Genomic DNA, 18,210 nt, shown 5'->3' with positions numbered 1-18,210 from the left:
CCCCCCTTTGCCTCCTTTGCCTCCTTTGCCTCCTTTGCTCCCTTCGCGCCCTTCGCGGTTCAATCCCCTCGCAAAAGAGCTCCATCAGACGACCCCGCCGCCAACACCCCGGCGCCAGCCTCTTTGGTCTCCCAAAGCGGCCGCAACGCCGGCCCCAGAATCCCCAACACCGACACCGCCAGTCCACTCGTAAAATGATACTCGTCGGCCTGCTCGCCGGGCACGTAGGCGGTGATCGTGCCGAAGAAGCGCTCACCCAAGTAGAAGACGAAGGTCGCCGTGCGGTTGCGCGCCACCGACTTGACCACGCGGCCGTGCCGGTTGGTCACCTTGTGGCGGTTGTCGCCGGTGCCCGTCTTGCCGCCGGCCGCAATCCTCTCCCCATCGACGAGCAGCGGGTAATCCTCGAGGCGCCCGGCGGTGCCGTTTTCGACCACGCCGAGCAACGCCTCCTGCAAGGTGCGGGCGACCTCGCGAGGCATGACGCGCTCGGCCTCTCGGGGCACCCGCTCGAAGCGCGTCTCGTAGGGCGTCCCCTGGGCGAAGTGTAGCGACGTGAATCGTACCTCGGCCAGTTTCAGCCCGTCGTTGAGGATGATGCCGACGAGCTCGGCCAGCGCGTCGGGGCGGTCCGAGGAGCTGCCGATGGAGGTGGCGTACGACGGCACCAGCTCGCCGAACGGGTAGCCCAGGCGCTTCCACTCGCGGTGCAGCGGCTCGAAGGCGTCTTGTTCCATCATGATGCGGATACGCTGGTCTTGGGCGTGCTTTCGGCTCGTCGCAAAGAGCCACTCGTAGACCTCTTGGCGCACCTCGCGGCTCGCTTCGACCACCTTGGTCCAGCTCGCCTCGGGGTGGTCTTTTTTGTGGCCGAGCAGCCACAGCTCCAGTGGGTGGACACCCGAGACATAGCCCTGGTCGTTCAGGTCGTAGCGCTCGGGCCCGTAGGCGTCGTACATCTCCTGAACCAGGTCGCGCTCGAACGTGCGCCCGAGCTCCTCTTCGAGCAGGGCGTGCACCGTGTAGATATCCATGTCGGGGCGCACCGCGCGCAGCGCCGTCATGAACTTCTTAGGGCTCCACGAGCGACCTTTGAAGAGGCGAATGAGGCTCTCGCGGGGCGTGTCTCCTTCGTAGCGCCGGTAGAAATCGCGCAGGAAGACCGCGCCTTCGTAGGCGGCGAAGCGCTCCAGGTAGCGTCGGCGGCGCGGGTCGTCGCGTCGGGTCAGAATCTCTTGGCTCACGCCCTCCTGCCGGAACATGTAGTAGCGCACGATGTCGCGCATCATGCGCACGAAGACCAGGTTGATCGACTTCTCGAGCGCGAAGCGCACCGTCGGGGAGGTGTGGTCGTATTTGTAGTTGAAGTTCGAGAACCGGTGGATGCCACCGCCTGTGAAGAAGCGCTCGGTCGGGTTGGCCGAGTACCGCTTGTTCATCGCCGCCTCGAGCATCGCGTCGAGGCTTCGCTCTTCGACGGGGTGCGAGCGCAGGTAGCGAATCGCCCACCGGGCGAGCCGGTCGGACCAGTGCACGTCGAGCGCGTCGAGTTCGTCGCGGGTCAGCCCGCCGAGCTCCTCGTAGAGCTTGGCGATCACGTTCAGGTAGCTCGCCGTGGTCCGCAGCTTGGCCGTCGAGCCCAGGTTGAGCTTCATCCCCTCGTTGATATTGAAGGGCTGGTCGTAAGTGTCCGCCTGCACCCGCAGCAGGTTGGCGTGCGGGGTGCGCTCGTACAGCGTGAAGCTGTAGATGACCTTCGAGGGGTCGCCTTTGTCGAGCAAGCGATAGTCGTCGAGGCCCTGGTCTTCGATGAACTCGGGGTCGGCCAGTTGCTGCAGGATCGTGGCGACGGCGTGCTGGACGTCCTGGTGGACCGTCGTCTCCGCGCGCACGTCGTAGCGGTCGAGCGCGTACAGCGTCGGGGCGCCGGTCTTGTCGAGGAGGTCGACGCGCAGCGCGTGGGCGTGCTTTCGGGCCCAGAACGGCTCGGTCTCGTCGTCGACGAAGTCTTGGAAGGGGCCGTCTTCAGCGGCGAGCGCCAGATTGCGAAACACCGGCGAGATGATGCCGTGCCTGGCGAGGTCGCGCAGGTAAAAGTCGGTCATCTCGGCCAGGCGGGCGCGGCCGGCGTCGTCGGCCAGAAAATAGCTCGGGCGGCGCTGGGCGACAAAAAGGCTCAGCACCCGCCGAAAGGCCCGCGCCGATTCGGCTGCGCGCGCATGGGACGGGTCGGCCTGCAGGTCGGACGCCTCGTCGAGCAGCGCGCGGACCTCATCGAAGTCTGCCCCGTACCAGGCGTACAGGCCGTCGCCGATGCCCAGGACCTCGCCGAAGCCGGGCACCGCCGACAGCGGCACCGAGTTGACGTAGGTCAACACCACGTCCTTCTGCGCCTGCATCGTCTGCTCGCCGTCGCGGTAGGCCCGCAGCGAGGCCGACAGCATCTGGCGAAGCTTCTCGTCGTAGGAGCCGGTCATGCCGCCCGGCGAATGACGATATTTCTCGATCTGGGTGGCCAGCGTGCTCGCCCCGTCGGGGCTCACCTCGCCGCCGACCTCCGCCCAGCCGACCTCGGCGACCGCGCGGCCAAAGCGCTTCCACTCGAGCGCCGGGTTGTACGTGGGTCGGCTCGGGTCGAGCAGCGAGCGGTTTTCGATATGCAAGAGCGCGTCGACGACGAGCTCGGGGATGGCGTCGAAGCTGTCGAAGACACGCGTGGGGTATTGCGAGGTGTGCACGACATTTTCCGCCCCGTCGACGACCGTCAACCCCGCCTTCGACGCGCTGCGATAGGGCAGGTTGAGCCCCTCGGCGAGTAGCTCGAGGCTTCTCGAGCTCAGCCGGGCCTGGTGGGAGAGGCGAAAGCCTCGGTCGATCAGGCGCTCGGCGATCTCGGGCAGCTCGGTATAGCCGAGCCGCTCGTCGTGCGGCCCGTGCTCGGGAAAGCGCACCGTCTCGCTCGGCCCCTCCTCGACCCAGAAGCGCGCATCGCGCGCAAACTCCGCAAAGTAGCGCGCCTGAAGCTCCGACGTCGCCAGCTCGCGATGCGTCGCCCAGCCCGCGCTCCCAAAGACCGTCACCAACAGCGCCCACTGGACCACGCGCCGCGCACGCCTCCAACGCCTGGCGCGATGCTGCTTGTCTTGGCTCTGGTCTTGGCTCTGGTCTTGGCTCTGGTCTTCAGCCCCGTGTGTCGTCGATCCTGCTTCGCTCGCACCCTCTGCCGCCATGGCCTTTTACTGCACTCCTTCGCCACCGGCACCCGTCGCCGGCGACAGCACGTCTTTGATTGGTGTCTTGGTTTCGAAAAACAGACATCAAATTCGCAAGTGGGGTGATACCGAAGTGAGATTCAACCATTCGGCTAGACCGGCGAAGGTGAATCGAAGCTCGGAGTCACACCACAAGGGAGGCTGCCAAAAAAACAGCAGTGCAGTTGGAGACGCAAAACCCAGGTGAGCTATATTGATATAAACAAGCCGGGCGCGAATCCTGTAGGGAATTCAGTTGGTTATGTGAGCCACCTCTGCGTCCAGAATACGGATCGGCGGCGGGCTTGGCAATGGCCGATCGGACGCGCGGCGAGATCAAACCGCCGGCTCAGCCGGTGGCGTCGTCGGTCGCGGGGTGGGCAGGAATGTCGACGATGAAGCGGCTCCCTTTGCCCGGGCCTTCGCTGAAGGCTCGAACCTCGCCGCCGTGTAATTTGGCGATGCGGTCGACCAGGGCGAGCCCGAGCCCCAGGCCCCCATGGGCGCGGTCGAGGCTGACGTCGGCCTGAGAGAAGAGCTCGAAGGCCTGCTCCAGAAACTCGCGCTCGATACCTTGGCCCTCGTCGCGCACCTCGATGGTGAGCCACTCTCTCCGCTCGCGCTCGGCAAGGGACGCCTCGAGCCAGATGGTGGAGCCTTCCGGCGAGTATTTCGACGCGTTGTCGAGCAGGTTGGTCACCGCCTGGACGAGGCGCGCCTTGTCGACCTGAACGCGCTCGCTGCGGTCGGGCACCGAGACGTCGAGGCGTTGGTCGCGCCTTTTCAGCGTCGGGGCCATCGTCTCCACGGCACTGTTGATGACCTCGTCGACGGCGACGGTCGAGGCTCGGGCGACGATCCTGCCCTGGTTGATCCGGGCGACGTCGAGCAGATCGTCGACCAGGCGGGTCAACTGGTTGATCTGGCGGTCGATGATGGCCGTGGCCCAGGCGACCCGTTCGGCATCGAGGTTCGCCCCTTGCATCTCGAGCACCTGGTTGGCGGTGGCGATGGGCGTCAGCGGGTTGCGCAACTCGTGGCCGAGCATCGCCAAGAACTGATCCTTGCGCTCGTTCTCGCGCTCGACGGCGCGCCGCATCTCGACTTGTTGGGTGACGTCGTACGAAAACGACGCCACCCCCTCGATATCACCGGCGTGGTCGTAAAAAGGCAGGTAGGCAAAGTTGACGTATTTGGTCACCGACCCGCCCTCCTGCACTTCGAGCACGACCTCGGCTTCGCTGGCAAAATAGGGCTCGCCGGTGCGGTAGACCTCGTCCAACCGGTCGAAGAGCGGCTGGACGTTGGCCTCGGGGAACGCCTCTCGTAGCGGCAGGCCGATGAGTGGGCGGTGGCCGACGAGCTCGTCGTGCGCCGGGTTGCTCATCACGTAGCGCTTCTCGGAACCCACCATCAGGGCGATGGCGACCGGCGCCTGCTCGAAGAGCCGATGGTATTGCTGGCGGAAACGCTCTCGCAGAAGACTGCGAACCGATGCCTCGGACATCTGGGCCTGCACGCGGGCGATGAGTTCGCGCGGGGAGACGGGCCCGCCGACCACATCGTCGGCCCCGGCTTCGAAGGCGTCTTGGTACAGGTGCCCCTCGGTCTGCTCCAGGCGCACCACCACGGGGATGGCCCCCAGGTTCTTGACGCGGCGGATAAACTGGACGCCCGACACGTCGCCCAGATTCATCGCCGTCAAGATGGCGTTCGGGCGCTCATTGCGCACGGTCTCGAGGGCCGCTTCGGCGTCGGCTACCGCCTCGATTTGCCATTGGGTCGAGAAGAGCTCGACCAGGTCCGTGCGCACGTACTCGTCGGGATCGACGATGAGCACGCGCCGCAGCGAGCGATCTTGGGCGTCACGCACGCCCAAGGGTCTCTTGTAGCGCTCACGCAACACCGAGTCGGTGGTCTCTTCGACGCGCAGCAGCAAGCTGCAGAGCTCGTCGTCGTCCCCGTATACCGGCGTTATCTGAGGGCTCCAATACCGCTCGAAGGTCCGCTCGGGCGCGTCGGGTACCGGCAGATCGTAGCGATACATGTTCAGCGAGTGAGGCCGCTGCTCTCGGCACACCAGCTCCAAGGCTTTGCGCAGCCGCGGCTGCTCGTTGGGGGCGTCTTCCTCGTCGGGAAACACGTCGAAGACCCCACGACCGATCAACTCATCGCGACGCATCCCCACCAGACGCAGGTAGCTGTCGCTGGCGGCCATGATCGTGAACTCGGGAGCGTTGGCCGCCATGAGCAAGTAGCGATCCGGCAGGTGTGCGAACGCCTGTCGGACGTCTGATTCGAATGCACTGCGATCTGAAGACAAAACTTACACCTTCTAAAAAGGGCGTTCGCGCTCCGGCTCAAGGTGGTCACATCGGTGGGTGATGTCACGTGATTTGCTTTTATCAAACATGTGTGGCGCCGTACATCTTTTGATGAGGCCGCCGCGACATACGCGCAATTGCCGAGGAAACACGGTGTCTGACACCGTTCGCGGGCCGCCTCGAGAGAGCCCGAGTTGACAATGGTCGCTCGCTGTTGCCGCAAAGCGATATCCTCGCTATCGTGCCGCACAGTCGTTCATCTTAAGCAATAGGGGTAATAATGTCTCGCACTCTCACAAAGTTCGTCGTAGTCGCGCTGATCGGTCTGGCGTCACCCGCCGTGGCTCAAGATGCCGCTGAGGGCAAAGATGACGCGAAGAAGGCCGTCGAATCGATGCCGGCCGGGGGAAATAGCGGAGGAATGGTTGCGCCCACACGGACGCGTGGGGTTGACGGCATGCTGCTCGGGCGGAAGGTCTCTAGGACCGTGGTAGTGGTCGAAAAGCCGAATAAGGTGTTGCGCGTGGGCTACGACCACCCGACTTCGGCCGGTAAGAAGGCGATTCGCCAACGCATCGAGGAGCACGAGGAAGCGCTCGTCGATTGCGTCGAGAGTGAACTCCTCCAGCGCTCCAAAAAAGGCGTTCTCTCGATATCGATCAAGGCCAATAAAGACGGGTCGACCGCCAGGTCGATGGCCCTCAAGAACGAGCTGGGCGATAAGGTCGAGGCCTGCATTCAAGAGCTCATCAAGCCGATCAATTACGGCAAGACAGAAGAGGCAGAGATGTTTGGTATCTTCGTGCATTGGCTGCCGAATTACCAAGAAGCCAAATCATCGGCCAACAAGTAAGTGATTTGAACATGCCCGTCAGCGGTGTCTGACACTGTTCGCGGGCCTTCCCCTGTCCTCCTGCTTCCCCTACATTGGCTGCACCAATTGCTCTGTATCCAAAAGGGGATCATATGTTGTCGCAGATTTTGCCGTGGGTCACCGTCGTCAACGAATACGAGCGTGTGGCCGTCTTTCGCCTGGGACGCATCGTGGGCTACCGCGGCCCGGGCGTCGTCTGGCGCCTGCCGTTCATCGAGCGCTTTCAAAAGGTCGACAGCCGCATCGTCACCGTCGACGTCGAGCCGCAGGAGTGCATCAGCCGCGACAACGTGCCGGTGACGGTCAACGCGGTCGTCTACTACCGCGTCGAGCACCCCGACAAGGCGATCGTCAACGTCAAGAACTACCACCGCGCGACCATCGAAATCGCCCAAACCTCGCTGCGCAGCACCATCGGCCGGCGCACCCTCGACGAGCTGTTGAGCGAGGTCGTCGAAGTCGCCGACGACCTCAAACGGGTCATCGACGTGGCCACCGACGAGTGGGGCGTCAAGGTCTCGCGCACCGAGATCAAGGACATCCGCGTACCCGACGAGATGCGCAAGGCGATGGCCAAGGAGGCCGAGGCCGAGCGCGAGCGCCGCGCGATGATCATCCGCGCCCAGGGCGAGCAGGAGGCCGCCGACCGCCTCGTCCAGGCCGCCAAGCTGCTCGACCAGACGCCCACCGGCTTCAAGATGCGCTACCTGCAGACGCTCCTGCAGGTCGCCGAAGAGGGCAACACCATCGTGTTTGCCCCCGGCGACATGGGCGCAGCCAACGCCGCGGTGGCGGCAGCCGACTTGCACAAGTCGAATAAACGCGTCTCCGGGCCGCCCGAGCACCCGAAGGTCTGACGTCGTGCGCGCCCCGAGCGTTTCTTCGTCGCGGCGCGCGAGACGCTGGCGGGCTTGCCCCGCCGGTGAATGAGCCTGCGTAGCTACCGAGGCGGCCAATCGAGCCCGAAGACCCCAGTGGGTGATTCATGATGCCACCGTGTTTGAAGGTGTTATTAGATGATTAGCGACTCGTTCCTTGCTCTCTGAGGGCTTCAAGACGCTGGAGTTCAGCTTGATCGGCGGTGATGACCCATATCTTGCGCTTCTGAGCGGCTCGCTTTTCGGCATTGACCTTCTGGCTTCGGATCCAGTTGTAGAGTGACGCTCGCGGCATCTGGAGTCTTTCGGCCAGTTGGTCGGTCGTCCACTCATCCTCGGCTAAATTGAGGAGGTCGGTCGGCTTGCTCGACTGTGCGCGCTTCAGCCCGAGGTTGTAGCGCAATGATGTGAGCGCTGCCCGCGTAAATGGGCGGGCTTCGGCGGTTCGATACCCCTGCTCGTTTAGCCGCTCACTTATCTGGGCATCGCTTTTGCCGGCTTCGAAGAGCCGGCTGATCCTATCGACAAGCTCGTCGTAGTAGCTCAATTGCTTCCAGCTCTGCACCGGCCGTTGCATGATGGCCGCTGTGCGGTCACCTCCGGCCCAGTGGACCTCGACGCGGAGTCGCTCGGTTTCGCCTTCGACCTGCGCGTGAATTTCGTCGACGATCGCGCGCACGATTTCTTGGCGCTCTTTGGGGAGCGTCTCCTCGGCATGCCACAGGGCCGGCAGATCTTGGGCCAGACGGCGTATTTCTTCGGCTTGTTCGCCAGGAAGCGGCGTCTGCCACTCGGCTTTTTGGCGGGCGTAGTCGCGTCGGATTCGTTCTTCTTCCTCCAGCGCCTCTTGCCAGCGATCTTCGAGGGTCTGGGCCACCAGACGGTTTCTCGGGTCGACCCATACTGCTCGAATGCTCGTTGGGCGCGATAGCGCGCCCGCTCGAGCTTTTGCTCCCACAGCTCTCTTAGCTTTTCTCTTTCCTTCTCGGCCTCCTCGATAACCCTCAAACTCATTTCGATGGCTGCTGGCTCCAGAGCCTGCAACACAAGCGTTTCGATCAGCTCGTCGAGCGACATCCCACTGAAGGAGCGACAGCCATCTTTGGCCTTCGTCTTGTAGTTTTCGCATTCGTAGCGCCACGTTTGTGGGTCTTTATAGTGCAGGCTCATCCGCCAGCCGCACCCGCCACAAAGGACCAGTCCTCCCAGCAGCGCTTGGCCATTTTGCGCATATCCCTTCACGGCCGGTTTGTTGTCCTCGAGTTGTTCCACGTTTCTCTCGTAGGTCTTCCAGTCGATGTAGGCGGGGTGATTGGCTTTGAGCAACACGAGCCACTGCCCCTGGTCGACTCGGACCCGGCCTGGCTCGCCTCGACTCCCGAACCCGGCGTTCGAGGGCCGCTGGCGCCGCCCGTAGACATAGGCCCCCGCATAAATCGGGTGCCGCAAAAGGTTGCTCACCGCCGAGTTCGTCGCCTTGTGCCACTCAAGCGGGCCCAGGTGGGCCAGATGCCCGAAGCTGTCGCGACGATGCGGAAGCTTGATGTCGTGCGCCTCGAGATATCGACACACACCACCGATGGTGCGCCGCCTCTCGAACACCTCGAAGATCAGTTCGATGACCCGGCGCACCTGGGCGTCGGGGTCTTTGATGATCTCCTCGTCGACACTCCATACGTAACCACGCGGCACATCAAAGACGAGCTCGCCCCGCTTGGCCTTGGCCAGCTTGCCGTCCTCGAGTCGCTGCTTCATGATGTGAAGCTCTGTCTCCGACATCGTCGCTTTGACTCCCAATAGCATGCGGTCATTGGGGTCGCAGGGCTCGTAGACCACGTCATTTTCGGCAATAAGCGTATCGTACTGGGCACACAGTTCCAGGAGACGATACCAGTCCAGGCAGCACCGGGCGTAGCGAGACAACTCCAGGGCCAGAATCAGCCCGACATGCCCACAACGCACCTCCTGCATGAGTTTCTGGAGACCTTGCCTTCCCTGGATGCTTGCTCCGCTTGTGCCCAGATCGTCGTCGATGGTCAAAATCTGATCATCGCTCCATCCCCACCGACGAGCGCGTTTGGCGAGCGCATACTGTCGACGCGTCGACTCTTGATGCTCCTCGAGCTGCTGGAGAGTTGATTGCCGTACATAGACCACCACCAGCTGGTTGACATGTCGCTCGGTGATCTTGGGTGGGCGCAGAATCGCGGACTCCGTCATTTCGACCTCCGTGTCGATTTGTCGAAGTCATCTGCCGCCTGGCTATCGCCCGAAGCTGGTCGACCAGTACAGCCTTGCGTCTGTCCGTCAGCCTTTTCCAGATACTCCTCGGCGCCTTCGGCTGTTTGTGCATGATGCCTCCGTGCCAGTTGAACGAGTTTCTGAAGTGCTTGCCGTCCAAGTTTGGCAGGAGATGGCCGCTTTGATAACAGCCGATCGTAAGTGGTCTTACCAAGTACCCGTCCCGGCGGGCTTGCCCCGCCGGTGAATGAGCCTGAGCAGCTAAGCCGCCAGCCCATCCCCATCGTGACGACACACCGGTGCGACTGCCGACAAAATTCGCCGGCATGGGCGCTGCGGATTTGCTTGTGATTGTGATCGGCTAACGGGCAAAGCCCGCCCCGTTTTGAAGCCACCTCGGGTAGGTCATACGCTGAGCGCATGCCCACCCCGACGCCACGACCAACTAGCTACGACGACGCCGCTGCGGCACTCCTCATGGCACAGGCCCATCTTCACGCCACGTCTGACCTTCGACGCATCAACAAACCCGCACCGGGCAAATCCGACCGTTTCGCCACAAGGACGAAACTGCCGGCTCGGCCTCCGCCGAGCGCGTCGAAGATGTACGGTCGCACATCCCACCGAAGATACGCTCGCTACGAAAGCTCTGTTTTGCGGATCGGGAAACCGTTCCGCCGCAGTCCAGGTTCTGTTCGACAACTCCGGACCGAGCCGAGGCGAGGGGATTCGGTGCAGATTCGGATGCCGTCTGACGCAGGCGATGCGGAGCATCGTCGAGGACAGACGGCGCCGAAGATGCACGAATCAACCGCCTTCGGCGACGGGAGCGAGTTGTCGAACAGAACCTTCCGAGCCCAACCGGCTCAGCCACCAGCGTGTGGGCCAACGCCAACTCCGACCCACCCGCCCGTTTCAAATTTGTGGGGAAATTCGTGCGCACGATACGTCTACCCCTCATTACGGTTTTCGGCAAAATCCCAAATTTGTTGCGTACTTTTTGAAAAATCGACCCGTGGCGGGTGCAGGAGGCGGATTTCTCTAATACTGCGATCGAGTCTCGACATGGGGGCTGACGCCCTCGAACCAATCCGATTGCCACGATCGGGCATCCTCGTTATCGTGCACGACGCTGATTGCTTTTAGACACTGGAGTGTTGGATGTCTCGCTGCCTCACCAAGCTGGTCGTGTTGGGCCTCCTGACGGTCGCCACCCCCGCCGTCGCGCAGGATGCGTCGCAGGCCAAAGATACGAAACAAGGCCCCGTCAACGCGCTCGGCCAGTTGAAGGCCGAGCCAATGGGCAGCTTCGCCGGCGAGCGTATCTGGAACGCCGTGGAGCTCGACGGGGGCAACAAGGTGTTTCGCTTGCGCACCAACAGCGCCAACGCGGCGGTCCGAAAGGCGTTTCAGGAGCGCTTCGAAGCCCACAAAGGCGCGCTCGAGACCTGCGCCGACGGCGAGTTGTTGGAGCGCTCCGAGCGGGCCCTCCTCTCGATCACATTGACGACGAAGAAGGATGGCTCCATCGCCACCACGACGGTCGTCAAAAACGAGCTCGGCGAGGAGGTCGAGAAGTGCGTCAGGGCGCTGGTCGCGCCCATCAACGTCGGCAAGTCCGCCAAACCAGAAAAGTTCGCCGTGATCGCCGAGTGGATTCCCAGCTATCAACCGCCGAAGAATGGGTTGGGCCTCATCGGTACGGGCGGCAAGGGGACGATGACGAAGCGCGAGGCGTTCGGTCGCACCGACGGCAAGAGCAAAAAGAAGGTGGCCCGGCCCCAGGTCACCCCCGGCGAGTTCAGCATCGAGGGCGGCCTCGACGAGAAGCTCGCGCGCCGGGTGGTCAGGCGGCACCGTCGCGCGACGATCTACTGCTACGAAAAGCGACTGCTGGCCAACCCGAAGCTCGCCGGCAAGCTCACCGTCGAGCTAACCGTCGAGAAGAGCGGGCGCGTGGGCGAGGCCAAGATCGCCGACAGCAGCCTGGGCGACGCCAAGGTCGACGATTGCATTCAGCGGGTTCACAAGCGTCTGCGATTTCCTCGCCCCGACGACGGCGAGGCCAAGATTTCCTATGAGCTCACCTTCTCGCCTCGGTGATCGGCACCGGGGCCTACTGGAGACACCATGAAGATTCGACACATTGCGGTCGGACTCGCCTTCGTACTCGCCGGCTGTGCGACCTCGGATTCCACCGAGCTGCCGCCGCCGGACAAGGCGAAGGCCGAGAAGTTCGAAGAACAGCAGGCCGAGCAAGAGCAAGCCGAGCAAGAGCAAGCCGAGCAAGAGCAAGCTCAGGCTGCTGAAACGACAGACGAAGAAGACGACAACCAACTACCCGAAAAGGAGACCAAAATGGCAGATACAAGCGCCCCCAAAGACGTCGCAGCACCGCCCGGAGACGCCACCACCACCGACAGTGGTCTGGCCTACAAGATCTTGGAAGAGGGCACCGGCGAGAGCCCCTCGAAGACGAGCACGGTGCGCGTGCACTACACGGGCTGGACGACCGACGGCAAGAAGTTCGACAGCTCCCACGACCGCGGAAAGCCCGCCGAGTTCCCGCTCAACCGCGTCATTGCCGGCTGGACCGAGGGCGTGTCGATGATGAAAGAGGGCGAAAAGCGCCGCCTGTGGATCCCCGAAAAGCTCGCCTACCAGGGCCGCCCGGGCGCGCCGCAGGGCATGCTCGTCTTTGATGTCGAGCTCCTCAAGATCGTCAAGAAGTAAGTCATCACCGCGTAAGCGGTCGAATCTCGGAGGCGCGCTTCGGTCTTGCCGAAGCGCGCCTTCGTTTTGTGGGTGCCGCCAATCCGAAGTACATCAAGAAGTGCACCCCGCCGTCGCCTCGCCAGCCCACCCGTCCCAAGAAGAGGTCGGGCTCGAGCCGGCACAGCTCCCCCCGGAGTCGACGCAGCCACGCCGGGTTTTCTGGCTGGTCGTAGTCGAGCACCAACACCTGCTTTGCGTCCTGCCGATTCGCCTCCTGCCAAGCCCTGCCTGCACGCACCTCGAACTGACCGAAACGCACCTGCGCGCCGCCGAGCCCAAAGTGGTTGTGGCCGCGTGCGCCGACGATATGCTTGCCGCGCCACAGCGACAGGGCGCCGACGAGGCGGTCGAGGAGCTTTCGCGGCGCGAGCGGCAGTGGGTCGACGCCGCGCAGGTGGACGACGCTTCCCGGGAGTCGTCCCTGGACCTGCGGGACCTCGGCGGGTGGGGCGCTTTGCCAGGTGCGCTCGAGGGCGCCGGGGGTGAGGAGTCGCAGGTCGGTCGGGCGGACGGTGATCTCGGCCCTCGGGCGGTCGATGGCGCTGGGGCGAGTCTGCGGCATGGCGATGGCCACGCGTTCGGCGGGTAACTCCTCGCGGGTGCGCGAGACCATCAGCTCGGCCTGGCGCTCGGCCATCGCCGCGATCGTCAGCGACGGCGGCACGCCGGGCTCGGTCGGGTAGAGCGAGCCGTCGGCGACGTACAGGCCCGGGTTGCCGAAGACCTCGCCGCGGTGGTCGACGACCCCCTCGTCGGGACCGCGTCCGATCGACGCCCCGCCCATCGGATGCACGCTCGTCAGGTGCGCGCTGCCGCGGCCGCCGGGCAGATTTTCGACCTGGCGGTCCAACTCGTAGCCCTCCATCAGCCGATGCATGAGGCGCTCGGAGCGGCCGTAGTACGGGGCGCGGTGGAGGCGAGATGCCTGCACCTGAATCCCGTCGGGGCCGGTGCGCACCGACGCGTGCATCCTGTCTTGGCCGATGGCGAAGTAGAGGTAGGTCGAGCGAAGCCACTCCCGCAGCGGTCCGTCGCCAAAGAAAGCCGCCGGGGAGCCGACTTCGCCCCAGACGATCAGCGGGCCGCCGTTTTCGGTGCCGGTGGTGAGCAGAGCGGGGTAATTGGGGCCGGGCGGCCCGTCTTGCGGCCCGGAGCGCCATCCGGCCGCCATCATGTCGCCGTTCGGGCTGAATTGACGGCCGAGCGCCGGCGGAACCTCCACGGAGCGGTGGCGGTGGTGGGCGTCGTTGAGCAGCGCGAGGGTGTTGAAGGTGCCTGCCGCCATCACCACACGCGGGGCCTGCTCGACCTGTCGTTGGCCGGTGCGCCGGTCGCGGTAGTGGACCGAGTAGCCGTGGTCGTGACTCGCGATCGCTTCGACCTCGCACATCTCCCAGATGTCGGCGCCGGCCTTGATCGCTGCGGGCAAATAGGTGCGGTCGAGGGTGGTCTTGGCGCCGGTCGGGCATCCCACGAAGCACTCGCCGCAGTGAATGCATGGCGGCTGGTGCACGCCGGCGGCGTTACCCTCGGGCACGTCGTCAAATTGGATCGACAGCGGCGGAAAGAAGGGCTCCTCTCCGGTCTTCTCGCTCGCCTCGAGCATCTGACGTGGGCGGGCGTCTTCGCGTCGCTTCGACTCGGGGAGTGGGGCAGGGCGCATCATCTCGACGAACTTGTCGAAATAGGGCGCGAGCTCCTCTTCGGACATCTCCGCGGGCAGAGCCTTCCAGAAATCCTTCGGCGGGCGCATCAGGATGTCGGTGTAGATGAGCGAGCCGCCGCCGACGCCGGAGGCCGTCCACCCGAAGAGCTTGGGGTGCAGGTGAAACTCGAGCAGGCCGCGCGCGTCGAGCTCGACGCGGCGGGTCTTTTGGCCCTTGGCCCAGACGATATTGCGGATCCCGGAGCGCCACCCGGCGCCGCGCGGATACGCCCTGCGCTCCGCATCGACGTCGCCCTCGAGGCGAGGGCCCCACCAGGGGCCGCGCTCCAGGACGAGCACCCGCATATTGGCCTCGGCGAGCCTGAGCGCAGTGACACTTCCTCCGAAACCACTCCCGATGATGATGGTATCCCAGCCCACGATAAGTCTCCCGGTCTTCGCCTCGATTCGCGCAGACTGCTGCACCGCGCCCGATCTTCACTGATCGTAATCACGATAGCTCAGCGAAAATGCAGCGTTCCGTCCTCGTCGACGAACGCCGTCCAGTAGACGATGTGGACCGGGACATGCTCGTCGAGATCGACCTGGCGGGTCTTCTCGGTGTGGGTGAGCTTTTCGATGCGCTCCTCGGTCCAGCCGGGCTCGTCGTCGAGCAGCGCGGCGGCCAGGGCGACGGGGTCTTCGACGCGCACGCAGCCGTGGGAGAAGGCGCGAAAGCGCTCCTCGAACAGGTGGTCCATGGGCGTGCCGTGCAGGTAGATGCCCCGGGAGTTGGGGAACATGAACTTGATCTGGCCCATGGGATTGGCCGGGCCGGGCTGCTGGCGGATGAGGTAGGGGAAGCTACGCGGGTCGAAGTTCTTCCAGTCGACGTCGAGTCCGTCGACGTCGACGCGCTCCTTCGAGCCGTTACGCAGGTCGAGCACGATCATGTTGTTGCGCTCGAAGAAGTTCGGGTCGGTGGCGATCTTCGGGGCGAGTTCCTCCTCGACGATACTCGCCGGCACGCTCCAGGTGGGGTTGAAGACGACGTGCTCGATCTCGTCTTGCATCGCGGGCGTGCGCCAGCCGTCTTTGCCCACCACGACCGCCATATCGAGGCGCACACGGCCCTCTTCGACCAAGAAGAGATGGAAGTCGGGCACGTTGACCAGCACGTAGTGCTTCTGGTTTTTCGCGAGCAAGTCGCGCTGCTTCTGGAGATTCTCTTCGACCTGGGTGATGCGCTCGTCGATGGGCGTGTTCAGCTCGCGCAGGGTTTCGGGGCCCACGACGCCGTCGACGCGGAGTCCGTGGCGGCGCTGGAAGTGGCGCACGGCCTCGGCCACGTCGCCGGTGTAGCGATCCGGCGGCGCGCTCCACCAGCGCACCAGATCGCCGGTCTCGACCAGACGTTCGCGAAGCTCGAGCACCCGCGTGCCCTCGCTTCCCGAGCGCAGGATTTCCCCGTCGGGCACGCGCGTCCAGCCGCCGTTTTTTGCTTGCCATTGGAGGCGCTTGTGGGCCCTTTCGAGGGCGTCGGGGCCAGCGTAGGGCTGCGCGAAGACAACCGAGGGAAGTCCTGCGACGGCAATGCCCCACAAGAGCACCGCCATCAAACGTACCGTCGCCGCCGCATCTCTCATATGTGAACTCTGTGCCATCGTCTCGATGAACGCGCATGCATCGGACACTTCTGCCCTCCAAACATGAACACGAGCCTGCGACTAGCCGATGATATCTTGCGCCTGCGGGCCGAATTTGCCACGGTGGGCACCATGAGCGGACAGGGCAAGAGATGAGTGACAAGGCACGACAGACCCACCAACACCAGCTGCTCGCCGGCGGCCGCTGCGGCCTGTGCGCCGAGCGTGTGTCGCGTACGGCGATTCTGCGCGAGGCGGCGTGTGAGTACTGCGGCTCGACGCTGGGATTCCACGACCACGACGTGCTCGACGCGCTCGAGTCGCGTCGGCTGTGGTGGCGCGTCTTGGGCTACGCGATGGTGGCGTTCGCCAGCTTCGTGGCCGGCGCGATCCCGATGTTGCAGGTCGTCGTGCAGTTGCTCGCGCTGTTTATTTTGCACGTGGTGGTGCTGCGCCGCGGGCTGGTCTGGCTGTCGCCGAGCCGGCGCATCCTGGCGCGCATCAGTATGAAGCTCTTCGGGGCGGTCATCGCCACGATGGCGCTGCTCGTCAACGTGGCCATCGCGCCCCTGGTGGGCGCCAGCGCGTTTATCTTGGGCGCCGTCGGCCCGGCGCTGACCGCGCTGTACGTCGAGGGCAGCCTCGTCATTTTGCGCCGGCGCCTGCGCTGGGAGGCCGAGGAGCAGCCGCTCAAGACCGCCGAATGGGCGCTTCCGGGCGGCGTGATGGTGGCACTCTTGGTGGTCGTGGGCTCGACGGTGGGCGCGGTGGCGGGCACGCTGCACGCGCTGTCGACCGCCGATATCCCGACCGTCAGCGAGATAGCGAAAACCCTTCTGGAGTTGGCACAATGAGTCTGGCGCTGCTGCGATTTTTGGCGATGACCGTCGGCCCCTCGATCACGGCGGCCGCGCGGCCGGCCGTCACCTTTTTGGCGGTTCAGGTCGTGGTGGCCATCATGGTCGCCCAGGACGTGGCCGCGCTCCCCGCGGCCCTCGAATGGCTCGTGTCGGTGCCGGCCATCGTCGTGGCGGCGGTGCTCGCGGGCCTGGAGACCGCCGCGAAGCACGACCCGGACATCGCCGCGGTGTTGCGCGACCTGCAAGTCGACAACCTGACCGGCGCGTTCGGCGCGTTCACAGCCGCCTTGCTCTTCGCCGCGCTGGGCATGCCCGAGGCCGACGCCACCGCGCTCGTCGACGGCGCGCCGGTGCCCGTGGGCGACGACGGCGGGGTGCTCGACGCCACCGCGGCCGCCGCCTCCTCCGACCTCGGCACGCCTGTGCAGGTGGGCGCGGTGGGCGCGGCGGTGGGTATCAACCTCGGGCTGACCTGGCTTCGCTCCCAAATGCTCGAGTTTGTCGACGACTTCGACCTGGGGCGCCTGTGGGCGCGCATCGAGACGGGCGGCGTGGTCGGCGTGCTCATCTTGCTGCCCCTGCTCCCCCTGATCATCTTTAGCTTCTTGGTCTTCTTCGCGCTCGCCTTGGCCGCCGGGGCCCTGGCCGCCCGCGCCGCCCAACGCGCCATGGACCGCCGAGCGCGCGTCGAGTGCGACTCGTGCGGTTATGCGGTGCGCAAGGAAGCCTCGCTTTGCCCCGAGTGCAAGACCGCCCGCGAGCCCGCCATGGGCCATGCATCGGGCTTGTCGGCTGCACTTTCCGCCCTGAAATCTCGAACATCCTCAGCCCCCACCACGACATGATCCGTGCTCTCGCTGGTTCTACGCTACTCGTCCTGCTCGTCGGCGCCGCGTGCGCCTGCTCGCAGCCCCAACCGAAGACCTCCGAAGGGGAGGCTAGTGCAGTAGAGGAGGCCGACGACATGGAGGTTCGCAACAAGGACAACGTGCCCGCCGAGGCCGAGCCGGCGCCCGTCGCCGACGCCGTCGAGACCGCATCGACCGCACCCGTGGCCGACTTCGTCCAGAAGTTCAACGCCGGCGAGGTCGACGCGCTCGGAAAACGCTTCGGCGACCGCGTCGACTACCGCGTCTTCACCCGCGCCCCTCAGCTCGGCAAGCTCGGCGTCATCGAGCCGCAGAAGGCCGACGCGTTCATCAAGGGATACGTCGAGCAGATGGAGCGCGACGAGCTCAGAACCCTGTTCGCGACGGGCTGGACCGACGCCAAAGTCGGCGCCAAAAAGCACGACGTCGGTCTCGTCGTAGTGCGCTCCGAGGGCCTCGAATCGATGCTGGGCCGCCGCCTCTACGTCCCCGCACTCGTCTTCGGCGTGCGCGCGACCGACGGCGGCGACGAGATCGTCTTCGGCACCGTCTTCGCCGAACTCCTCGAAGAAATCGGCATGCAGGAGGGATCGATGGACCGTGTCATCCGCGAGGGCATCGGCGTGCGCCCCGAAGAGTTCGGCGCGAGCCCCGAATAGAGGGTGTCGGCCCTGCAGAAAAGTCACGCCATCTATTCTAGAGTTTCGCCATCTTTTCAGACGGTAACGATTGATACGGAGGTTCGAGAGGCCATCGGTTAGATGCAGCGCAAGACGTTGATCGGGAAGGGGAAAATAAAACGGGCTTCTCGACAGGTTGGTGAATTCGCCAAAAACCACCGAGCTGT

General features: G+C 64.5%; 13 protein-coding genes. 7 read left to right on the top strand and 6 right to left on the bottom strand.

The genetic code is table 11. The features are described from left to right. Positions 1-59: 59 nt before the first annotated feature. Entirely contained in the window at positions 60-3,230 is a 3,171-nt protein-coding gene (locus tag FIV42_RS10165) for a transglycosylase domain-containing protein (RefSeq protein ID WP_141197570.1), read from the bottom strand. A 370-nt stretch (positions 3,231-3,600) separates the two neighbouring features. Continuing rightward, a complete protein-coding gene (locus tag FIV42_RS10160; RefSeq protein ID WP_141197569.1) occupies positions 3,601-5,574 on the bottom strand; it encodes a sensor histidine kinase in 1,974 nt (657 codons plus the stop codon). Between the two features lie 281 nt (positions 5,575-5,855). On the opposite strand from FIV42_RS10160, the gene FIV42_RS10155 reads away from it, so the two are divergent. Next, positions 5,856-6,428 (top strand): DUF2059 domain-containing protein, encoded by a 573-nt coding sequence (locus tag FIV42_RS10155; RefSeq protein WP_141197568.1) that lies wholly within the window; start codon positions 5,856-5,858, stop codon positions 6,426-6,428. A gap of 113 nt (positions 6,429-6,541) precedes the next feature. Continuing rightward, positions 6,542-7,306 carry an SPFH domain-containing protein gene (locus FIV42_RS10150; protein WP_141197567.1) on the top strand — a complete coding sequence of 255 codons (765 nt, stop codon included), beginning with the start codon at positions 6,542-6,544 and terminating at the stop codon, positions 7,304-7,306. Positions 7,307-7,469: 163 nt separating this feature from the next. Here the strand turns inward: FIV42_RS10150 and FIV42_RS10145 are convergent, their stop codons facing one another. Next, complete coding sequence (locus FIV42_RS10145) at positions 7,470-7,892, bottom strand: recombinase family protein (RefSeq protein WP_141197566.1); 423 nt, start codon at positions 7,890-7,892, stop codon at positions 7,470-7,472. Further along, complete coding sequence (locus tag FIV42_RS10140) at positions 7,871-9,547, bottom strand: recombinase family protein (protein WP_141197565.1); 1,677 nt, start codon at positions 9,545-9,547, stop codon at positions 7,871-7,873. Before FIV42_RS10140 ends, FIV42_RS10145 begins: the two co-directional genes overlap by 22 nt. A gap of 1,182 nt (positions 9,548-10,729) precedes the next feature. On the opposite strand from FIV42_RS10140, the gene FIV42_RS10135 reads away from it, so the two are divergent. Together FIV42_RS10135 and FIV42_RS10130 are read left to right on the top strand one after the other, a co-directional pair. Continuing rightward, positions 10,730-11,671 carry an AgmX/PglI C-terminal domain-containing protein gene (locus FIV42_RS10135; protein ID WP_141197564.1) on the top strand — a complete coding sequence of 314 codons (942 nt, stop codon included), beginning with the start codon at positions 10,730-10,732 and terminating at the stop codon, positions 11,669-11,671. Between the two features lie 27 nt (positions 11,672-11,698). Beyond that, positions 11,699-12,301 (top strand): FKBP-type peptidyl-prolyl cis-trans isomerase, encoded by a 603-nt coding sequence (locus tag FIV42_RS10130; protein ID WP_141197563.1) that lies wholly within the window; start codon positions 11,699-11,701, stop codon positions 12,299-12,301. Positions 12,302-12,305: 4 nt separating this feature from the next. Here the strand turns inward: FIV42_RS10130 and FIV42_RS30700 are convergent, their stop codons facing one another. Both FIV42_RS30700 and FIV42_RS10120 read right to left on the bottom strand, forming a co-directional pair. After that, the gene (locus tag FIV42_RS30700; protein ID WP_222615429.1) at positions 12,306-14,429 is read right to left on the bottom strand and encodes a GMC oxidoreductase; all 2,124 of its coding nucleotides are present in this window, start codon (positions 14,427-14,429) and stop codon (positions 12,306-12,308) included. A gap of 80 nt (positions 14,430-14,509) precedes the next feature. Then, positions 14,510-15,682 (bottom strand): L,D-transpeptidase family protein, encoded by a 1,173-nt coding sequence (locus FIV42_RS10120; protein WP_141197561.1) that lies wholly within the window; start codon positions 15,680-15,682, stop codon positions 14,510-14,512. Positions 15,683-15,786: 104 nt separating this feature from the next. Between FIV42_RS10120 and FIV42_RS10115 the strand changes: the two genes are divergently transcribed. The 3 genes from FIV42_RS10115 to FIV42_RS10105 are packed head-to-tail and all read left to right on the top strand — an operon-like array spanning position 15,787 to position 18,022. Beyond that, complete coding sequence (locus tag FIV42_RS10115) at positions 15,787-16,488, top strand: hypothetical protein (protein WP_141197560.1); 702 nt, start codon at positions 15,787-15,789, stop codon at positions 16,486-16,488. Beyond that, the gene (locus FIV42_RS10110) at positions 16,485-17,339 is read left to right on the top strand and encodes a hypothetical protein (RefSeq protein ID WP_141197559.1); all 855 of its coding nucleotides are present in this window, start codon (positions 16,485-16,487) and stop codon (positions 17,337-17,339) included. Before FIV42_RS10115 ends, FIV42_RS10110 begins: the two co-directional genes overlap by 4 nt. Further along, positions 17,336-18,022, top strand: a complete 687-nt coding sequence (locus FIV42_RS10105; RefSeq protein WP_141197558.1) for a hypothetical protein — start codon at positions 17,336-17,338, stop codon at positions 18,020-18,022. The genes FIV42_RS10110 and FIV42_RS10105 overlap by 4 nt, the downstream gene beginning before the upstream one ends. The last annotated feature ends 188 nt before the right edge of the window (positions 18,023-18,210 follow it).

Source organism: Persicimonas caeni (assembly GCF_006517175.1).
Classification (GTDB): domain Bacteria; phylum Myxococcota_A; class Bradymonadia; order Bradymonadales; family Bradymonadaceae; genus Persicimonas; species Persicimonas caeni.
Note: the sequence above shows the minus strand (reverse complement) of the source record. Positions and strands in the feature narration are given on the sequence as shown.